At 71.9% G+C, this 16,090-nt stretch carries 16 protein-coding genes; 7 read left to right on the forward strand and 9 right to left on the reverse strand.

Features of this window, described 5'->3' with window-relative positions; all coding sequences use genetic code 11:
- Nucleotides 1–167: 167 nt before the first annotated feature.
- Nucleotides 168–776, forward strand: coding sequence for a hypothetical protein (locus ACIOKD_RS11505; RefSeq protein ID WP_402081436.1), 609 nt, complete (start codon nt 168–170; stop codon nt 774–776).
- 47 nt (nt 777–823) lie between these two features.
- Here ACIOKD_RS11505 and ACIOKD_RS11510 read toward each other — a convergent pair whose 3' ends face one another.
- Nucleotides 824–1,342, reverse strand: coding sequence for a hypothetical protein (locus tag ACIOKD_RS11510; protein ID WP_402081439.1), 519 nt, complete (start codon nt 1,340–1,342; stop codon nt 824–826).
- 55 nt (nt 1,343–1,397) lie between these two features.
- Here ACIOKD_RS11510 and ACIOKD_RS11515 point away from each other — a divergent pair, with 55 nt between their 5' ends.
- Nucleotides 1,398–2,138, forward strand: a complete 741-nt coding sequence (locus ACIOKD_RS11515; RefSeq protein WP_402081441.1) for a 3-keto-5-aminohexanoate cleavage protein — start codon at nt 1,398–1,400, stop codon at nt 2,136–2,138.
- A gap of 166 nt (nt 2,139–2,304) precedes the next feature.
- Nucleotides 2,305–3,372: an RNA ligase (ATP) gene (locus ACIOKD_RS11520; RefSeq protein WP_402081443.1), complete on the forward strand. Its 1,068-nt coding sequence runs from the start codon at nt 2,305–2,307 to the stop codon at nt 3,370–3,372.
- Nucleotides 3,373–3,463: 91 nt separating this feature from the next.
- Here the strand turns inward: ACIOKD_RS11520 and soxR are convergent, their stop codons facing one another.
- Nucleotides 3,464–3,988 carry a redox-sensitive transcriptional activator SoxR gene (soxR, locus tag ACIOKD_RS11525; protein ID WP_402081446.1) on the reverse strand — a complete coding sequence of 175 codons (525 nt, stop codon included), beginning with the start codon at nt 3,986–3,988 and terminating at the stop codon, nt 3,464–3,466.
- Nucleotides 3,989–4,124: 136 nt separating this feature from the next.
- Between soxR and ACIOKD_RS11530 the strand changes: the two genes are divergently transcribed.
- Nucleotides 4,125–4,586 (forward strand): MaoC family dehydratase, encoded by a 462-nt coding sequence (locus ACIOKD_RS11530; RefSeq protein WP_402081448.1) that lies wholly within the window; start codon nt 4,125–4,127, stop codon nt 4,584–4,586.
- Nucleotides 4,587–5,113: 527 nt separating this feature from the next.
- Here ACIOKD_RS11530 and ACIOKD_RS11535 read toward each other — a convergent pair.
- From ACIOKD_RS11535 to ACIOKD_RS11545, 3 genes are all read right to left on the reverse strand, one after another.
- On the reverse strand, nt 5,114–5,746 hold the full coding sequence (locus tag ACIOKD_RS11535) for a TetR/AcrR family transcriptional regulator (RefSeq protein ID WP_402081451.1): 633 nt from the start codon (nt 5,744–5,746) through the stop codon (nt 5,114–5,116).
- A 110-nt stretch (nt 5,747–5,856) separates the two neighbouring features.
- Nucleotides 5,857–6,144 carry a YiaA/YiaB family inner membrane protein gene (locus tag ACIOKD_RS11540; protein WP_267025559.1) on the reverse strand — a complete coding sequence of 96 codons (288 nt, stop codon included), beginning with the start codon at nt 6,142–6,144 and terminating at the stop codon, nt 5,857–5,859.
- Nucleotides 6,145–6,243: 99 nt separating this feature from the next.
- Complete coding sequence (locus ACIOKD_RS11545; RefSeq protein WP_402081732.1) at nt 6,244–7,395, reverse strand: acyl-CoA dehydrogenase family protein; 1,152 nt, start codon at nt 7,393–7,395, stop codon at nt 6,244–6,246.
- Between the two features lie 65 nt (nt 7,396–7,460).
- Between ACIOKD_RS11545 and ACIOKD_RS11550 the strand changes: the two genes are divergently transcribed.
- From ACIOKD_RS11550 to ACIOKD_RS11560, 3 genes are all read left to right on the forward strand, one after another.
- Nucleotides 7,461–8,096, forward strand: a complete 636-nt coding sequence (locus ACIOKD_RS11550; protein WP_402081455.1) for a TetR/AcrR family transcriptional regulator — start codon at nt 7,461–7,463, stop codon at nt 8,094–8,096.
- A 170-nt stretch (nt 8,097–8,266) separates the two neighbouring features.
- On the forward strand, nt 8,267–8,983 hold the full coding sequence (locus tag ACIOKD_RS11555; protein ID WP_402081458.1) for an ArsR/SmtB family transcription factor: 717 nt from the start codon (nt 8,267–8,269) through the stop codon (nt 8,981–8,983).
- Between the two features lie 203 nt (nt 8,984–9,186).
- A complete protein-coding gene (locus ACIOKD_RS11560; protein WP_402081735.1) occupies nt 9,187–10,158 on the forward strand; it encodes a DMT family transporter in 972 nt (323 codons plus the stop codon).
- Between the two features lie 40 nt (nt 10,159–10,198).
- Here ACIOKD_RS11560 and ACIOKD_RS11565 read toward each other — a convergent pair whose 3' ends face one another.
- The 4 genes from ACIOKD_RS11565 to ACIOKD_RS11580 form a co-directional block, all read right to left on the reverse strand.
- Nucleotides 10,199–11,308, reverse strand: a complete 1,110-nt coding sequence (locus tag ACIOKD_RS11565; protein WP_402081460.1) for a Zn-dependent alcohol dehydrogenase — start codon at nt 11,306–11,308, stop codon at nt 10,199–10,201.
- A gap of 99 nt (nt 11,309–11,407) precedes the next feature.
- A complete protein-coding gene (locus ACIOKD_RS11570; protein WP_402081462.1) occupies nt 11,408–12,796 on the reverse strand; it encodes an aldehyde dehydrogenase family protein in 1,389 nt (462 codons plus the stop codon).
- 389 nt (nt 12,797–13,185) lie between these two features.
- Complete coding sequence (locus tag ACIOKD_RS11575) at nt 13,186–14,553, reverse strand: ABC transporter ATP-binding protein (RefSeq protein ID WP_402081464.1); 1,368 nt, start codon at nt 14,551–14,553, stop codon at nt 13,186–13,188.
- Nucleotides 14,554–14,752: 199 nt separating this feature from the next.
- Nucleotides 14,753–16,024, reverse strand: coding sequence for an MFS transporter (locus tag ACIOKD_RS11580; protein ID WP_402081466.1), 1,272 nt, complete (start codon nt 16,022–16,024; stop codon nt 14,753–14,755).
- Between the last annotated feature and the right edge of the window lie 66 nt (nt 16,025–16,090).

Below are 16,090 nucleotides of genomic sequence, written 5' to 3' on the forward strand. Positions count from 1 at the left end.
ACCGTCTTGCGGATGGCCGATAACCGGATGATTGGCGGTTTTGTGGCGGTCGCCGAAAAACAGATGGAGCCGAATCGCGTGTCGATACGTCTATTCGGCGACGTCCTTACGACGACGACGCCGAAGTGACCGAAGTACAGGTGCAGGTGTGACGGAGGTGCAGGGCGATGGCGGGATTCCGCAGTCTGGCGAGACAGGTGCGCGACCCGAGGAGCGATCTGGCACTGCGGCGCTATTCACTGCGCAAGTGCCTTGAGAGGTTCGCTCCTTACGGTCACCGGGCGACCTGGGACCATCTCTGCTCCCGGGCCGGGTTCGACCCCGAGGACCGCTCCCCCGATCCGGTGCGGCTCGTGGCCGCGCTGGACGAACTGGAGGCGGCCCGCTCCGTCTGGCTCACCTACGAGGCCGGGTTCGCCCAGCGCCGCAAGAAGGAGAAGCACGACGGTCTGCGCAGCCCCGGCAGCGTGGACGACTGGCACCGGCTCACCTGGGGCGGCTTCGGGGTCGCCTGGTGCGACGACCCCGGCGTCCACCCCCATGAGCCGCTCGCCGAGGTGCTGCGCCGGCTGATCGCCGCCCTGGAGCGGGAGCCCGGCGCCGTCTGCCCGGTCTGCTCGGGCGAGCGCCTCGTCTGGAAGTACGACCTGGCCCACGAACCGTCCTCAGGCCCGGTCTGCACGGCCTGCGGAATCGTGGTCCCCCGACCGGTCCTCACCTCCGAGGCGCTGGCGGAATGCCGCCGGGGACGCCTCCTCATGGCGGTCGCGGGGTAGCGCACGCCGGGGGTGCGCCGGAGGAAGCCGCACCCCCGGGTACAGGCTTACGGAACCTTGACGTCGGTGTGGATGGCGAGCTTGAACTCGGCGCACATCAGCGGTGTGGAGACCTTCCTGTCCCCCGCGCCGCGCACGGACACCTTCAGGCCGACCGGCGTGCCCGGGTGGACGAACATCTGCCACATGTAGGACCGGTACTGGCCGCCCCGGGTGGGCGAGCAGTCGGTGGTGGCCGTCGAGTTGTAACCCGCCGCGGTGAGGTTCAGCGGGTCGCGCACGAAACGCGCCCGGTACTCAAGGCCGTCGGCGTCCGCCTCCCAGAAGACCAGCGCCGACAGGACTCCCCAGCCGTCGTGGCTCGGCCAGATCAGACCCGAGCGGACGTCGGGGAACGTCGACGCACCGCCGCCCTGCCCCGGGTCGTGCATGCTCCAGCGGTCGTACTGTTCCTCGCCCGTCACGTACGGGAAGCGCACCAGGTGGTACCCGTCGCTGTCGTACGTGATCCGCTGGGCCCCCGTGTGCGCGGCTTCCCATTTGAGCGAGCAGATGGCCAGACTCATTGCCTGATCCCCTTTCGATCTCCGGTTGTCGGTGCCGCCTGGCACCATCGGGGGCATGGTCCAGGTCTGTGTGAACGGGGGGCGCGGGTCCGGCGACGGCGCGCTCGTGCCGTTGTCGCCGAAAGCGATGGCCGGCTCCGCGGCGGAAGCCGTCGCGGCCGGGGCGTCGGACATCCATGTGCATCCCAAATCCCCTTGTGGAGAGGACACGCTGTCGGCGAAGGCGGTTGCGGCGACACTGGACGAAATCCGGTCACAGGTGGACGTTCCCGTCGGAGTGACCACCGGCGCCTGGGCCGAACCCGACCCCGCGGCCCGTGTCGCGCGCGTCCGTGAGTGGAGCGTCCTGCCCGACCACGCATCGGTCAACTGGCACGAGCCGGGCGCCGAGGAGGTCGCCGCGGCCCTCCTGCAGCGGGGCGTGGGCGTCGAGGCGGGCATCTGGTCCGGCACGGACGGGGCCGCGCGGTTCGCGGCGTCACCGCTGGGACCGCGGGTGCTGCGCGTCCTGGCGGAGGTGACGGACCCGGATCCGGATACGGCCGAAGACACGGCCCACGGGCTGCTGACCGCGATCGGCACCGCGCACGGCCGCCCCGTCCTGCTGCACGGCGAGGAGGGCGGCACCTGGCCCGTGCTGGCCCTCGCCGGGCGCCTCGGCCTGGCGACCCGCATCGGCATGGAGGACACGCTGACGCTCCCCGACGGCCGACGGGCCACGTCCAACGCCGAATTGGTGACGGAGGCACTGGTCAGGTACGGGTCGGGGGCGGGGCCGTCCGGCCGGCGGCCATGACGTCGACGGCCGTGGGATCCGCCCGGCGACCGTGGCATCTGCCCGGCGTCGGTGGAGCCGGCGGTCATAGCAGCCCCAAAAGCCGTCGCTCCACCCCTTTCCCGTCCGCACAGTGGGAGGCGACGAGACCCGGCTGAGGCCGTGTGCAACCCAGAGGAGCCCCACCATGTCGACGCTGCGCGTCACCGCCGAACTGCTGACCGTCCACGAGCATCCGAACGCCGACGCGCTCGAACTGGCCCAGGTGGGCCTGTACCGGGCCGTGGTCGCCAAGGGTGCGTACCGCACCGGCGAGAGCGCCGTCTACATCCCGGAACAGTCCGTGCTGCCACAGGAGCTGATAGCGGAGCTGGGGCTCACCGGGCGCCTCGCGGGCAGCGGCTCGGACCGGGTGAAGGCGGTCCGGCTGCGCGGCGAGCTGTCGCAGGGGATCGTCTGCCGGCCGAGCGCGCTGGCCGACGTGGACCTGGCGCGGGCCGCCGCCGACGGCACGGACTTCGCGGAACGGCTGGGCGTCACCAAGTGGGTACCACCCGTCCCTCCCACCATGGACGGCGAGATCGAGGCGGCCCCCGACCTGCTGCCCTGGGTCGACATCGAGAACATCCAGCGGTATCCCGGCATCTTCACCCCGGGCGAGGAAGTGGTCCTGACCGAGAAGCTGCACGGCACGGCCTGCCTGCTCACGTACTTCGCCGAGGACGGCCGCGTCCAGGTCTCCTCGAAGGGCTTCGGCGCCAAAGGCCTGGCCCTGCGGGAGGATTCGCGCAACCTGTACTGGCGTGCGGTCCACGGCCACGGGGTCGCGGCGGTCGCGGCCCGGCTGGCCGAGCGGCTCGGGGCCCGCCGCGTCGGCGTCTTCGGCGAGGTGTACGGGGCGGGCGTCCAGGACCTGACGTACGGCGCCGACGGCCGCCGCGAGACCCTCGGCTACGCGGTGTTCGACGTGTCCGCGGACATCGACGGCGAGGTCCGCTGGCTGGACGCGAAGGAGCTGCTCACCGGTGAACTGCCTCTCGTACCAAGCCTGTACACGGGTCCGTACGACATCGGACGGGTACTGGAGTTCGCCTCCGGCCGCGAGACCGTCTCGGGGCAGGGGATCCATCTGCGCGAGGGGGTCGTCATCCGGCCCGCCACCGAGCGCTACAGCCCGGTGACGGGCGGCCGGGCCGTCGCGAAGGCGGTCAGCCCGGCGTATCTGACGCGCAAGGGCGGCACGGAGTACGAGTGACGGGGCGCCCGGGGCCTCTGTCGCGTCCGGGGCGTCTGTCGCGTCCAGGGGGTCTGTCGCGTTCCAGGGAGCCCGGGGTCCGGGAACTGTCTCAGCGGGACTCTCCGGGCTCCGGGTTCCCTTCGGGCTGCTGGTCCGGGGTCCGGCGTGCGCGTTGTCCGGCGTGTTCGGCCATGAGGCGGGAGCCGCTCCGGCGTTCACCGAAGACGTCGTCGGGGTTGGACAGGACGCAGTTCTCCAGGGAGAGGCAGCCGCAGCCGATGCAGTCCGTGAGGTGGTCCCGCAGGCGGCCCAACTGCGTGATGCGCTCGTCGAGTTCCGAACGCCAGGCCGCCGAGAGCCGGGCCCAGTCCTCCCGGGTGGGTGTGCGTTCCTCGGGGAGTTCGGCGAGGGCGTCACGGATCGTGGCCAGCGGGATGCCGACGCGCTGCGCGGCCCGTACGAAGGCGACCCGGCGCAGGGCGTCACGGTGGTAGCGGCGCTGGTTGCCCGCGGTGCGACGGCTGCTGATCAGGCCCTTGGACTCGTAGAAGTGCAGGGCCGAGACGGCGGCTCCACTGCGGGCCGACAACTGGCCGACCGTGAGTTCATGGATCTTCTCGGGAATCTGGGGCACCCCTCGAACCCTACCCAGCCCGCCACCCTTACGGTCCGTTGACAGGGAACCCCGCTGCGACCATGCTAAGCAGTTGCTTAGGGATAGTGCGCAGAGACACAGAGACACAGACGCAGCGACGCGAGAGGCCAGGGACATGGCAGAGCCGAGGATCTTCACGTCCGCCGACGAACTGAAGGCGGCGGTGGGCGAGCAGTTGGGGTACAGCGACTGGGTGGAGGTCGACCAGAAGCGGATCGATCTGTTCGCCGAGGCCACGGGCGACCACCAGTGGATCCATGTGGACCCGGAGAAGGCCGCGAACGGTCCCTTCAAGACGACCATTGCCCATGGGTATCTGACGTTGTCGCTGCTGCCGCTGTTCGGACCTCAGCTCATCGCGGTCGAGGGCGTGAAGATGGGCGTCAACTACGGGACGAACAAGGTCCGTTTCCCGGCTCCGGTGCCGGTGGGGTCGCGGTTGCGCGCCACGGCGAAGATCACCGCGGTGGACGAGGTGACGGGGGGCGTGCAGGTGGCTGTCGGCTTCGCCGTGGAGCGGGAGGGTGGGGAGAAGCCGGTCTGTGTGGCTGAGTCGGTGTCTCGCTACTACTTCTGACCGGACGGGCCCCGGGAGGGGTACCTGCGGGGCCGGTGGGGGCTGACCGCGCAGTTCCCCGCGCCCCCGAAAGGCAGGCAGGCTGCCGGCGGTCGGGTTTGCCTGCGGGCCCTGTGAGGGCTGAGCGCGCAGTTCCCCGCGCCCCTGAAAGGCAGGCAGGCTACCGGCGGTCGGAGGTTGCCCGCGGGCCCTGTGAGGGCTGAGCGCGCAGTTCCCCGCGCCCCCGAAAGGCAGGCAGGCTACCGGCGGCCGGGGTTGCCTGCGGGCCCTGTGAGGGCTGAGCGCGCAGTTCCCCGCGCCCCTGAAAGGCAGGCAAGCTATCGGCGGTCCGAGAGTGTCCGCGGGGCCGGCGAAGGCTGACCGCGCAGTTCCCCGCGCCCCTGGGGGCTGCGGCCCGGCCCAGCCACAACGGAACCGCAGACACCCCTCGGGCAGGGCGACAGCCCGCCTTGAGGGGCGCGGGGAACTGCGCGACCAGCCCCCACCGGGCCCGCAGAGATCCCCCGGCCCGCGGCAGCCCCGTGCCGCTAAGCGTGCGAGCGGGCGCCGACCATCCTCAGGACCAGGTCCGCGTACAGGTCGCCGACCATCTCCGGGGTGCGGGGGCCGTTCACGTTGAACCAGCGGGCCACGTCGATGCACAGGGAGAGCACCGCGAGCGTGGTGCCCGGCATGTCGGGGACGTCGAAGTCACCCGCGGCCACGCCGTCCTCGATGATCGCGCGCACCTCGGCGTCGACCTGGCGGCGCAGGGCGATGATCTCCGCGCGGGCATCGGCGCCGAGCGAGTCCAGTTCGTACTGCACGACCCGTGCGGTGGTGCGTCCGCCGGCGTGCCAGCGGACGAAGGAGCTCACGGCGTCGGCGAGCCGCTCGGCCGGACTGCCCTCGCGGGCGCCCGCGGTCCGCAGGATGCCGAGGGCCTTCTCGTGGCCGATCCTGCTGATCCGGTGGAGCAGCTCTTCCTTGGTCTTGTAGTGGATGTAGAGCGCGGCCGGACTCATCCCCGCCCGGCCCGCGATGTCACGGGTCGTCGTCGCGTGGTACCCGCGCTCGGCGAAGGCCTCCACCGCGGCGACGAGCAGCCGCCGGGCCGCGTCAGGGGTGACCTCGGCCCACGGCTGCAGCTCGCCGCCGGCCGTCTCCTCCGCCGTACTCATCGCCCGTTCGCCCCTTCCAGTGACAGAACGAACACCATACCTCCGATACTGAGCGAGCGCTTAGAGTGCCCGCTCAGAGCTGTCGGCATCCAACTCGGCTCCCGCCGGACTCACAGCTTGTCGAAGGGGTCGTGTTCCGCGAGGAGCTTCTCCAGGCGGGCCTGGTCGACTCGGCTGACGATCTGCCCGGCCTCCTGCCGGTCCCGGATCACCTTGGCGAGGGTGAACGCCGAGGTCACGAGGTACAGCACGGCGATCCCCAGGAAGGCGCGCACCCAGGTGTCGGCCTCCAGTTTGAAGATGCCGATGGCGGTGGCGACGATGGCGACGGCGAACGAAAGGACCGCCTGGCCGTAGAAGGCGGCGGTGGACTGCTGCTTGACCTGTGTCTCACTCATGCGACCAGAGTCGGCGCAGGTGGCCGGAACCACATCCGCTCAGCTACTCAAGTCGCGTACTCAGGTTGCGTACTCAGGTTGCGCTCTCAGGTTGCGTACTCAGAAGGCCGAAACGCCGGTCAGCGCGCGGCCGATGACCAGCTTCTGTATCTGGCTGGTGCCCTCGTAGAGCGTCATGACCCGGGCGTCCCGCAGCAGCTTCCCGACCGGGTACTCGTCGATGTAGCCGTAGCCGCCGAAGACCTGCAGGGCGTTGTTCGCGGCGCGCACCGCGGCCTCCGAGGCGAAGAGCTTGGCCTTCGAGGACTCGGTGGCGAACGGCTCCCCGCGGTCGACGAGATCCGCGACGCGCCAGGTGAGCAGCCGTGCCGCGTCCACGTCCACGGCGATGTCGCTGAGCAGTTCCTGTACGAGCTGGTGGCGGGCGATGACCTTGCCGAACTGCTCGCGCTCGGTCGCGTACGTCACGGCGGCGTCCAGTGCGGCCTGGGCGATGCCCACGCAGCCCGCCGCCACCGACATCCGGCCCTTGGCCAGCGCGGACATGGCGACGGCGAAGCCCTTGCCCTCGGGGCCGAGCATCGCCGAGGCAGGTACACGGACGCCCTCCAGGGTCAGCTCGGCGGTGGCCTGGCCGCGCAGTCCGAGCTTGCCGTGGATGGCGCGGCGGGTCAGACCGGGGCTGTCCGTGGGCACGAGGAAGGCCGAGACACCCTTGTGGCCGGGGGCGTCGGTCGAGCGGGCGAAGAGCAGGACGACGTCCGCCCAGGTGCCGTTGGTGATGAACGTCTTGCTGCCGCTGACGACGTACTCGTCGCCGTCCCGCACCGCCTTCGCCGAGAGGTTGCCCGCGTCGGAGCCGGTGCCCGGTTCGGTGAGGCCGAAGCAGCCCACGTACCCGCCGGAGGTGAGGCCCGGCAGCCACTGGCGCTTCTGCTCCTCGGTCCCCCAGGACGCGATGGTCTTGGCGACGAGACCGAGCGAGACCGAGACGATGCCCCGGACCGAGGAGTCGCCGCGGCCCAGTTCCTCCGTCACCAGGCAGTACGCGAGGTGGTCGCCGCCGGAGCCGCCGTACTCCTCGTCGACGGTGAGGCCGAGGAAGCCGACCTCGCCGAGCTTCTTGACGATCGAGCGGTCGACGTCCTCCGCGCGGTCCCAGGCGATCACGTTCGGGGTGATCTCGCGCGCGACGAAGTCCCTGGCCAGCCGTCGGACGGCGGTCTGCTCCGCGCTGAGTTCCAGGTTCACTGTGATCAACCCCTGCTTTTAATTAGCACTGCTAGTTTGTGATGCGCAGCCCTACTATGTGGGCCATGGCCCGACCGCGCAAGCCCCTCCTCAGCACCGACCGCATCGTCGCGGCGGCACGGACACTGGTGGACGCGGAGGGGCTCGCCGCGGTCTCCACGCGGCGGCTGGCGGCTGAGCTCGGGGTGAGCGGCCCGTCCCTCTACAACCACTTCCGTACGAAGGACCAGATCCTGGAGGCCGTCGCGGACTCCGTGAGCGCGCAGGTCGACCTGTCGATGTTCGAGGACGGGCGGGACTGGCGGACCGCGCTGCACGACTGGGCCGTGTCCTACCGGGCCGCTCTGCGCGACCACCCCAACATCGTTCCCGTGCTGGCGCGGGGGCCGGGGCGGCGGCCGGCCGGGCTGCGGCTCGCGGACGCGGTGTTCGGGGGGATGGTCGCCGCGGGGTGGCCCGCGGCGCAGGCGACGTCCATCGGGGCGGTGATGCGGTACTTCGTGATGGGGTCCGCGTTGTCGTCGTTCGCCGGGGGGTTCGTGGACGACGAGACGGCGTACGATCCGGCGGACTATCCGCATCTCGGGCAGGCGCATCTTCTGGCCGAGCAGCAGGAGAAGATCGACGAGCGGGCCTTCGAGACGGGGCTCACCGCGTTGCTGGACGGGTTGGCGTCGCAGTACGCGGGGTTGCGTGAGTAGGCCGATGCACGGTGCGGGCCGGTGGGGGCGAGCGCGCCGTTCCCCGCGCCCCTCAAGGGCCAAGGCGCAAGACTGGGCTGTTCCCCGCGCCCCTTGAAGGCCCTCGCGCCCTGGAGGCGCCGCCACATTCTTCGGCGGTGGCCGAAGTGTGGGGCGCTCATGATGGGGGCATGACCTTCTCTCGTGCGGGGGCCGGGGCCGCCGGGCTCGCCGCCCTCGCCTCGCTTGCCGCCGATGAGACGCGGGCCGGGTTTCTGCTGGCGTTGCTCGACGGGCGGGCCTGGACCGCCGGGGAACTGGCACGGCACGCCGGGGTCGCCGCGTCGACGGCCAGCGAGCACCTGGGCAAGCTGGTCGCGGGCGGGCTGCTCACCGAGGAGCGGCAGGGGCGGCACCGGTACGTACGGCTGGCCGACGCCCGGGTCGCCCAGCTCGTCGAGGATCTCGCCGCCCAGGTCCCACCGACGGCGGCCGCTCAGCCGCGCACGCTGCGCGAGGCCGGTGCCGGCAGCGCGATGGCCCGCGGCCGCACCTGCTACGACCATCTGGCCGGCCGCCTCGGCATCGCGGTCACCGACGCGCTGACCGGCCTCGGACTGCTCCGCCAGGACACCGGGTTCGCGCTCACCGACGAGGGCGTGGGCTGGTTCGAGGGTGTCGGCATCCCTCTCGTACGCACCGGTCGGCGCCCGCTCGCCCGCGCCTGCCTGGACTGGACGGAAAGACGTCCCCACCTGGCGGGAATCGCGGGCGCCGCGTTCTGCCAACACGCCCTGGCCGCCAACTGGTGCGTACGCATCGGCTCGCAGCGAGCCGTCAAGGTGACGGACACCGGCGAACAGGTGCTCTCACAACTACTGGGAATCCAGGCGGAGACCCTGCGCTGAGTGCATGCAAGACCGGGGCACAGCCCCGTTCTCAGGGGCGCGGGGAACTGCGCGCCCAGCCCTCACCGGGCCCGCGGACACAACACCACCCCGCCCCGCCGCCCCGCCACTCCGCCACTCCGCCACTCCGCCACTCCGCCAAGGGCACCCGGTCCGAAAACCGCGAGCCCTTCGCCGCCATCCCACCTAGCCTCTGGAACGTGATGAAGCCTCGCCCGACCCCCCGCCGGACCGACCCACGCGCAGCCGCAGCGGCAGGCGTAACCGTGCTCTTGTGGGCCTCCGCCTTCGTGTCCATCCGCAGCGCCGGCGAGGCCTACTCCCCCGGCGCGCTGGCGCTGGGCCGGCTTCTCGCCGGAGCGCTGGTCCTCGGGGTGATCTGCCTGATACGCCGGGAAGGGCTCCCCGCGCGGGCGGCCTGGCCGGGAATCGTGGTGTCCGGGCTGCTCTGGTTCGGCCTGTACATGGTGGTCCTCAACTGGGGCGAGCAGAAGGTCGACGCGGGCACCGCCGCACTCGTGGTGAACATCGGGCCGCTGATCATGGCCCTGCTCGCCGGATGGCTGCTCAAGGAGGGCCTGCCGTCGCGGCTGCTCGCCGGGATGGCCGTCTCCTTCGTCGGCGCGGCGGTCGTCGGCCTGTCCATGTCGGGCGAGGGCAGCGCCTCCGTGTTCGGCGTGCTGCTCTGCCTGCTCGCCGCGGTCGCGTACGCGGGCGGAGTGGTCGCCCAGAAACCGGCCCTGCGGCACGGCTCCGCGCTCCAGGTGACGACGTACGGGTGTGTGATCGGCGCGGTGGCCTGTCTGCCGTTCGCCGGGCAGCTGGTCTCCGACGCCCGGGACGCCCCGCTGTCCGCGACCCTCAACATGCTGTATCTGGGCGTCTTCCCGACCGCGCTCGCCTTCACCACGTGGGCGTTCGCACTGGCGCGTACGACGGCCGGGCGAATGGGAGCCACGACGTACGCGGTGCCCGCGCTGGTGGTGCTGATGTCGTGGGTGGCGCTCGACGAGGTGCCGGGCTGGATCACGCTCGTCGGTGGACTCGTGTGTCTGGCGGGGGTGGCGGTGTCGCGGTCCGGACCCCGGCCCGCGACGGCCACGGCCGCGCCTCCTGCCACGGCGGTCGGCGCGGCTCCGAAGACCCGCCCCGAGCCGCAGTCCGACAGGGCCTAGCCGTGGCCCAGCCGTAGTTCAGCCGTAGTTCAGCCGTAGTTCAGCCGAGGGGCCGGTCCCCCGGCTCCTGGAACATCACCAGTGCGCGCCCGCCCTTGCCCGCCAGCATGTTCTCGAACGCCGACGGGATGCCGTCCAGGGCGATCCGTTCCGTGACGAGGGCGCTCAGGTCCAGCCGTCCCGCCCGGACGTGCTCGGCGAGGACGGGCAGGTCGCGGACGGGGTCGGAGTTCCCGTACACGCAGCCGGCGAGGGTGCGGCCCCAGTGGAAGATCTCCAGGGCGTTGAAGGTGACCTGCTGGTCCTTGCCGCCGATGCCGACGACCGTCGTACGGCCGCCGCGGCGGGTGGACTCCCACGCGGTACGGATCGTGACGGCGCGGCCCGCGCACTCCACGGCCACGTCCACACCGTGCTTGCCGGTGAGCCCCCGGATCTCGCGGGCCGTGTTGTCCGAGGCGATCACGTACTCGGTGGCTCCGGCCGCGCGGGCCAGGGACTCCTTCTCCGACGACACGTCCACCGCCACGATGGTGGAGGCACCGGCGATGCGCGCGGCCTGGAGCGCCGCGAGTCCCACCCCGCCGGCCCCGAAGACGGCCACGGTCTCGCCGGGCCGGACCTTGGCCGAGTAGTGCACGGCCCCGTAGCCGGTGAGTACGGCGCAGCCGAGCAGGGCCGCGTCCGCCAGCGGGATCCCGGCCGGCGCGGGCAGTACGCAGTTGGCGGCCACCACCGTCTCCTCGGCGAACGCGGCGACGTTCAGGCCGGGGTGGAGGTCCGTCCCGTCGGAGGAGCGGTGGGCGTAGACGTTCGCGGCCCCCGCCAGCGCGTCGGCGCACAGCCACACCTCGCCCAGCGAGCAGGCGTGGCAACTCCCGCAGGAGGGAGCCCAGTTGAGCACCACCTCGTCGCCGGGTGCGACATGCTCGACCCCGGGGCCGACGGAGACGACGGTCCCCGCTCCCTCGTGGCCGAGCACGGCGGGTACCGGCAGTCTCATGGTGCCGTTGGTCAGTGAGAGGTCGGAGTGGCAGACCCCGGCGGCGGCGAGGCGGATCCGTACCTGCCCGGGGCCGGGCTCGGGCAGGTCGATCTCGGTGATCTCCAGGGGAGCCCCGACGGCGGGCAGCACAGCGGCGCGGGTCATGACGTACAACGCTCCTAGGACTCTGGAACATCAGAACTGGAACTGCGGAACTGGGACTTCAGAACTGGGGCTGCAGAACTGGGGCTTCGAATCGAGGCTTCAGAACTGGAGGGACTTGGTCTGGAGGTACTCGGACAGTCCGTGCGAGCCCAGCTCGCGGCCGACGCCCGACTGCTTGTAACCGCCGAAGGGGGCACGGGGGTTGAAGCGTCCGCCGTTGATGTCGACCTGCCCGGTGTCCAGGCGTCGCGCGAAGGCCACGGCTTCCGACTCCTCCGCGGCCCAGACGGCGCCCGCGAGCCCGTACACCGTGCCGTTGGCGATCCGGAGCGCGTCCGCCTCGTCCTGGTACCGGATGATCGACAGGACCGGGCCGAAGATCTCCTCCTGGGCGATCGCCATCTCGGGGGTGACGTCCGCGAAGACGGTCGGGCTGACGAAGTAGCCCTGTTCCTGACGGGGTTCGGGGCCGCCCGCGACCAGTCGCGCGCCGTCGCTGACGCCCTTCTCGATGTACCCCACCACGCGGTCCCGCTGCTTGGCGTTGACGACCGGGCCGATGCGCTCGCCGTACTTCGCGGCGGCGTCGGCGGCCAGGGTGACGGCCTCGTCGTACTGGGAGTCGTGCACCAGCATGCGGGTCCAGGCGCTGCACGTCTGGCCGGAGTTGGACATCACGTTGGCGACGCCGACGTTGACGGCCTTGGCGAGGTCCGCGCTCGGCAGGATGACGTTGGCGGACTTGCCGCCCAGTTCGAGGGCGACGCGCTTGACGGCCGCGCCCGCCGTCGCGCCGATCTGCCGGCCGACGGCCGTGGAGCCCGTGAAGGAGACCAGGTCGACGCCCTCGTGCTCGGCGAGCGCCTGGCCGGCGACCGGGCCGAGGCCGGTGACGAGGTTGAAGACACCGGCCGGTACGCCCGCCTCGTGGACCGCCTCCGCGAAGAGCTGGGCGGTCAGCGGGGTGTCCTCGGCGGGCTTTAGTACGACGGTGCAGCCGGCCGCGAGGGCGGGGGCGACCTTGGCGACGATCTGGTGCAGCGGGTAGTTCCAGGGCGTGATGGCGCCGACCACGCCGACGGGTTCGAGGTAGACGGTCGAGTTGCCGACCTTCTCCTCGAAGGCGTACGAGGCGGCGAGGTCGGCGTACGAACCGGCGACCGCGATGGGGGCGCCGACGTGCACGGCCTGGGAGAACTTCAGCGGTGAGCCGAGTTCGGCGGTGACCGTCTCGGCGATCTCGTCCTTGCGGGCGACGAGGACGTCCCGGAGGGCGCCGATCCGTGCGGCTCGCTCGGCCTGGGGGGTGGTGGCCCAGGCCGGGAAGGCGGTGCGGGCGGCGCGTACGGCGGCGTCCACGTCCTCGATCGTGCCGGCCGGGACGTGGGCGATGATCCGCTCGTCGGCCGGGTTCACGACGGCGATCGTGTCCGTCCCTGCTGCGGGGCGCCATTCGCCGTCGATGTACATGCCGTCGTGTGCCTTCATGGGTTCCTCCCGCGGGTGGGGGTGTCGTCGTCCGCCGCCCAACCTAGCTGTCGGTCGCGCTACAAACTAGCGGTGTTAGTTTTTGACCGCCAGGGGTACGGGCGCCCCCGGGGGCTGGTCGAGCGGGGTTTGCCCAGTGCGGGCCGGTCGCGGCTGGTCGCGCAGTTCCCCGCGCCCCTTAGGGGGTGGGCGTGCATTGCTACGTGCGGGTCCATCGTGGTTGCCCGCGCCGTTCCCCGCGCCCCTTAGGGGGTGGGGGTCGGGGTGTGTTGCTTGGTGCCCGTGCGTCGTGGTTGCTCGCGCCGTTCCCCGCGCCCCTTACGGGTTGTCTTTTGGGGGCGCGGGGAACTGCGTGATCGGGCGCTGTGGGGCCGCAGCGGTCGTGGGGCTCAGTTCTCCAGGTTCGGGAGTCTGGCCGGGGTCGGCGAGATGCGTACGCCGTCGTGGTCGAAGACGAACAGGTGCGCGAGGTCCACGAGGAGCGGCACCTGCATACCAGGGCGAAGCGTGTGATCCGGTGTCGTACGGACGATGAGGTCCCCCGGCAACCGCGCCTCCGCCGACGCCGGTTCGCGCCGGTCCGGCTCCGCGCCGGCGTCGGCGGAGGCGTCAGCGGGGTGCTCCAGCACCACGACGGGCCCGGCCCGCAGCGCACCGGCCGCCCGCCCCCGCAGCCGGTCGAACACCCCGCCCTCCCGGCGGCGCCGCCCACCCGGCCGCACCACCGGACGCGGCGCCTCCAGATCCGGTACCAGCGCGGGCTGTGAACCGGTGTCGAGGTGGACCAGGACCTCGTGCCCCTGGAACTCCACATGCTCGACGAGCCCGCTGATCGCCACCTCCCCGGGCCGGGCCCGCGTGGGCCGGGCGAGGCGTACGGCCTCGGAGCGCAGCCCGACGATGACCTCGCGGCCCTGCTGCACCCGGAGCAGGCTGTGGTCCGGGGTCAGCGGTTCGGGCAGGACGAGGGCCTGGCGGCCGAGGCCGATCGACATGGCCCCGTCGAGCGGGGCGAGGACGACACCGCGCAGGAGATTGATCCTCGGGGTGCCGATGAACGCGGCGACGAAGACGTTCTCCGGCAGCGCGTAGACCGTACGCGGGGTACCGAGCTGCTGCAGGACACCGCCGCGCAGGACGGCGACCCGGTCACCGAGCGACATCGCCTCCGCCTGGTCGTGCGTGACGTACAGCGTCGTGACGTCCAGGTCCCGGGTGAGCCGGGCTATCTCGGCCCGCAGATGACTGCGGAGCTTGGCGTCCAGGTTGGCCAGTGGTTCGTCCATCAGGAAGGCGGAGGGGTGCCGGGCGATCGCCCGGCCCATCGCCACGCGCTGGCGCTCCCCGCCGGAGAGCTGGTGGGGGAAACGGTCCAGGAGGTCCTCGATGCCGAGCATCCGGGCCGTGGCCTCCACCCGCGGGCGCGGGTCCCGGCCGGGATCCTCGATCCGCAGGGGGAAACCGATGTTCGCGCGGCTGTTCATGGTCGGGTAGAGCGCGTAGTTCTGGAAGACCATCGCCATGTCCCGCTCGGCGGGCGCGAGATGGTTCGCGTACTCCCCGTCGAGCCGCACCTCTCCCTCGGTGGGCTCCTCAAGTCCGGCGATCATCCTCAGCACGGTCGACTTGCCGCAGCCCGAGGGGCCGAGGAGCACCAGGAACTCGCCGGGCTCGATGTCGAGCGACAGCCGCTGCACCACGCGGACGCCTTGCGTGTAGGACTTGCTCACCTGGTGAAGAGAGACGGCACGTGGCATGAGTCGTGACCCCCGGGGCTCACGGGGCGCTGATGCTCCGCGGTCGGACGGGCTCGTTCGGATACGGCGGATACGGCTGATATGGCGGACGCCGCGGATGTGCCGGATGCGCCGGATGCGTACGAGACCTATGAGTCACGGAAGCTAACGGACCGCGCATGCCCCGGGGAACCCTTTGAACACCTCGAATCGCCGCAACTCAGGCGCCGCCGCGACCCGTTCGGCGTTTCTCCAGTTCAGGCGAGGGCGGGGTCGCGTCCCGGCCCGTCACCGTTTCGGGTTCAGGGGGCCCGGCGGGCCCGGCAGCCGGGCGGCCCTGTCGCAACCCCAGCCCCGAGGCGATGAGCAGCAGCGCCCCGAGCATCACGAACGGCGCGGCCACACCCGCGACTCCGGCGATCAGGCCCGCGGTGGCGGGCGCGGCGACCTGGCCGAGCCGGTTGCCGGTCAGCCGCAGGGCGAGCGCGGTGGAGCGGGAGCCGTCCGGGGCGGCCTGGACGACCGTGGTCATCGACAGGGGTTGCCCGACGCCCAGGCAGAACCCGAGCGCGGCGAGGATCACGGCGAGCGCCCAGACCGGCACGGGCAGCGCGATCGCGGCGCACAGCAGGGCCGCCAGCAGACAGGTCGTGGTGAGCAGCGCGGCCCGGCCCAGCAGCCGCAGCATCGGCGTCATCACCAGGCGGCAGGCGATGGTCGCCGCCGCGCGCAGGCTGAGCAGCAGGCCGATCACGGAGGGCGCGATGCCCCGGTGTTCGCCGACCACCGGCAGGTACGCGGTGAGGATGTCCGTCGCGGAGAGCACGGCGAGGCTGATGAAGATGCCCGCGGGTACGCCCCGGGTCCGCAGGATGCGGTGTACGGGCACGCGTGCACCCGGTCCCGTACGGGACATGGACGGCGTACGGTGCTCGATGCGCCACAGGGAGACGAACGAGAACGCCGCGACGCCGCCCGCGACCAGCAGGGCGAGGGCGCTGGTGCCCGCCATGTCGGGGCCGCCGATCAGGGCGCCCGCGGCGATCGGTCCGACGAGCTGGCCGAGCGAGGCACCGATGGTGAAGTGGCCGAAGTTGCGGTCCTGGTCGTGCGGCGCGGACTGGCGGGCCACGAGCGACTGGGCGCCGATCACGAAGGAGAGGTGTCCGAGGCCCATCACACCGCTCCAGGCCGCCATCGCGGCGAGGGAGTCGGCCGTGCCGCTGAGGGCGCAGCCGCCGGCGATCAGGACGACGCCCACCGGCAGCAGCGGGGCGCACCGGCCGTGGTCGGTCCTGCGGCCGAGCGGTACGGCGGCGAAGAGCGGCAGCAGCGCGTACACCCCGGCGATCACACCGATCGCCCGCTCGTCGGCGCCCAGCGCGAGGGCCCGGTAGGAGACGGCGGGCCGTGCCATGGACACCGCCCCCTGCGCGAAGCTGAAGGCGATGACCAGGCGGAGCAGCCAGCCGCGGTTCCTACCGGGCCTCACGGTGTCGTTCTCCATCGGTTGGAATCGGCCTCCCGGCCGGGCGTCGGGTACGGGGCCGGACCGGGA

Origin of the sequence: Streptomyces sp. NPDC087844 (genome assembly GCF_044742785.1) — a bacterium.
Taxonomy (GTDB): domain Bacteria; phylum Actinomycetota; class Actinomycetes; order Streptomycetales; family Streptomycetaceae; genus Streptomyces.

Bases quoted from the DNA above. Each gene is read 5' to 3' on its own strand.
- ACIOKD_RS11505 (WP_402081436.1), top strand. From the start codon at position 168: ATGGCGGGATTCCGCAGTCTGGCGAGACAGGTGCGCGACCCGAGGAGC.
- ACIOKD_RS11510 (WP_402081439.1), bottom strand. From the start codon at position 1,342: ATGAGTCTGGCCATCTGCTCGCTCAAATGGGAAGCCGCGCACACGGGG.
- ACIOKD_RS11515 (WP_402081441.1), top strand. From the start codon at position 1,398: ATGGTCCAGGTCTGTGTGAACGGGGGGCGCGGGTCCGGCGACGGCGCG.
- ACIOKD_RS11520 (WP_402081443.1), top strand. From the start codon at position 2,305: ATGTCGACGCTGCGCGTCACCGCCGAACTGCTGACCGTCCACGAGCAT.
- ACIOKD_RS11530 (WP_402081448.1), top strand. From the start codon at position 4,125: ATGGCAGAGCCGAGGATCTTCACGTCCGCCGACGAACTGAAGGCGGCG.
- ACIOKD_RS11535 (WP_402081451.1), bottom strand. From the start codon at position 5,746: ATGAGTACGGCGGAGGAGACGGCCGGCGGCGAGCTGCAGCCGTGGGCC.
- ACIOKD_RS11540 (WP_267025559.1), bottom strand. From the start codon at position 6,144: ATGAGTGAGACACAGGTCAAGCAGCAGTCCACCGCCGCCTTCTACGGC.
- ACIOKD_RS11550 (WP_402081455.1), top strand. From the start codon at position 7,461: ATGGCCCGACCGCGCAAGCCCCTCCTCAGCACCGACCGCATCGTCGCG.
- ACIOKD_RS11555 (WP_402081458.1), top strand. From the start codon at position 8,267: ATGACCTTCTCTCGTGCGGGGGCCGGGGCCGCCGGGCTCGCCGCCCTC.
- ACIOKD_RS11560 (WP_402081735.1), top strand. From the start codon at position 9,187: ATGAAGCCTCGCCCGACCCCCCGCCGGACCGACCCACGCGCAGCCGCA.
- ACIOKD_RS11565 (WP_402081460.1), bottom strand. From the start codon at position 11,308: ATGACCCGCGCCGCTGTGCTGCCCGCCGTCGGGGCTCCCCTGGAGATC.
- ACIOKD_RS11570 (WP_402081462.1), bottom strand. From the start codon at position 12,796: ATGAAGGCACACGACGGCATGTACATCGACGGCGAATGGCGCCCCGCA.
- ACIOKD_RS11575 (WP_402081464.1), bottom strand. From the start codon at position 14,553: ATGCCACGTGCCGTCTCTCTTCACCAGGTGAGCAAGTCCTACACGCAA.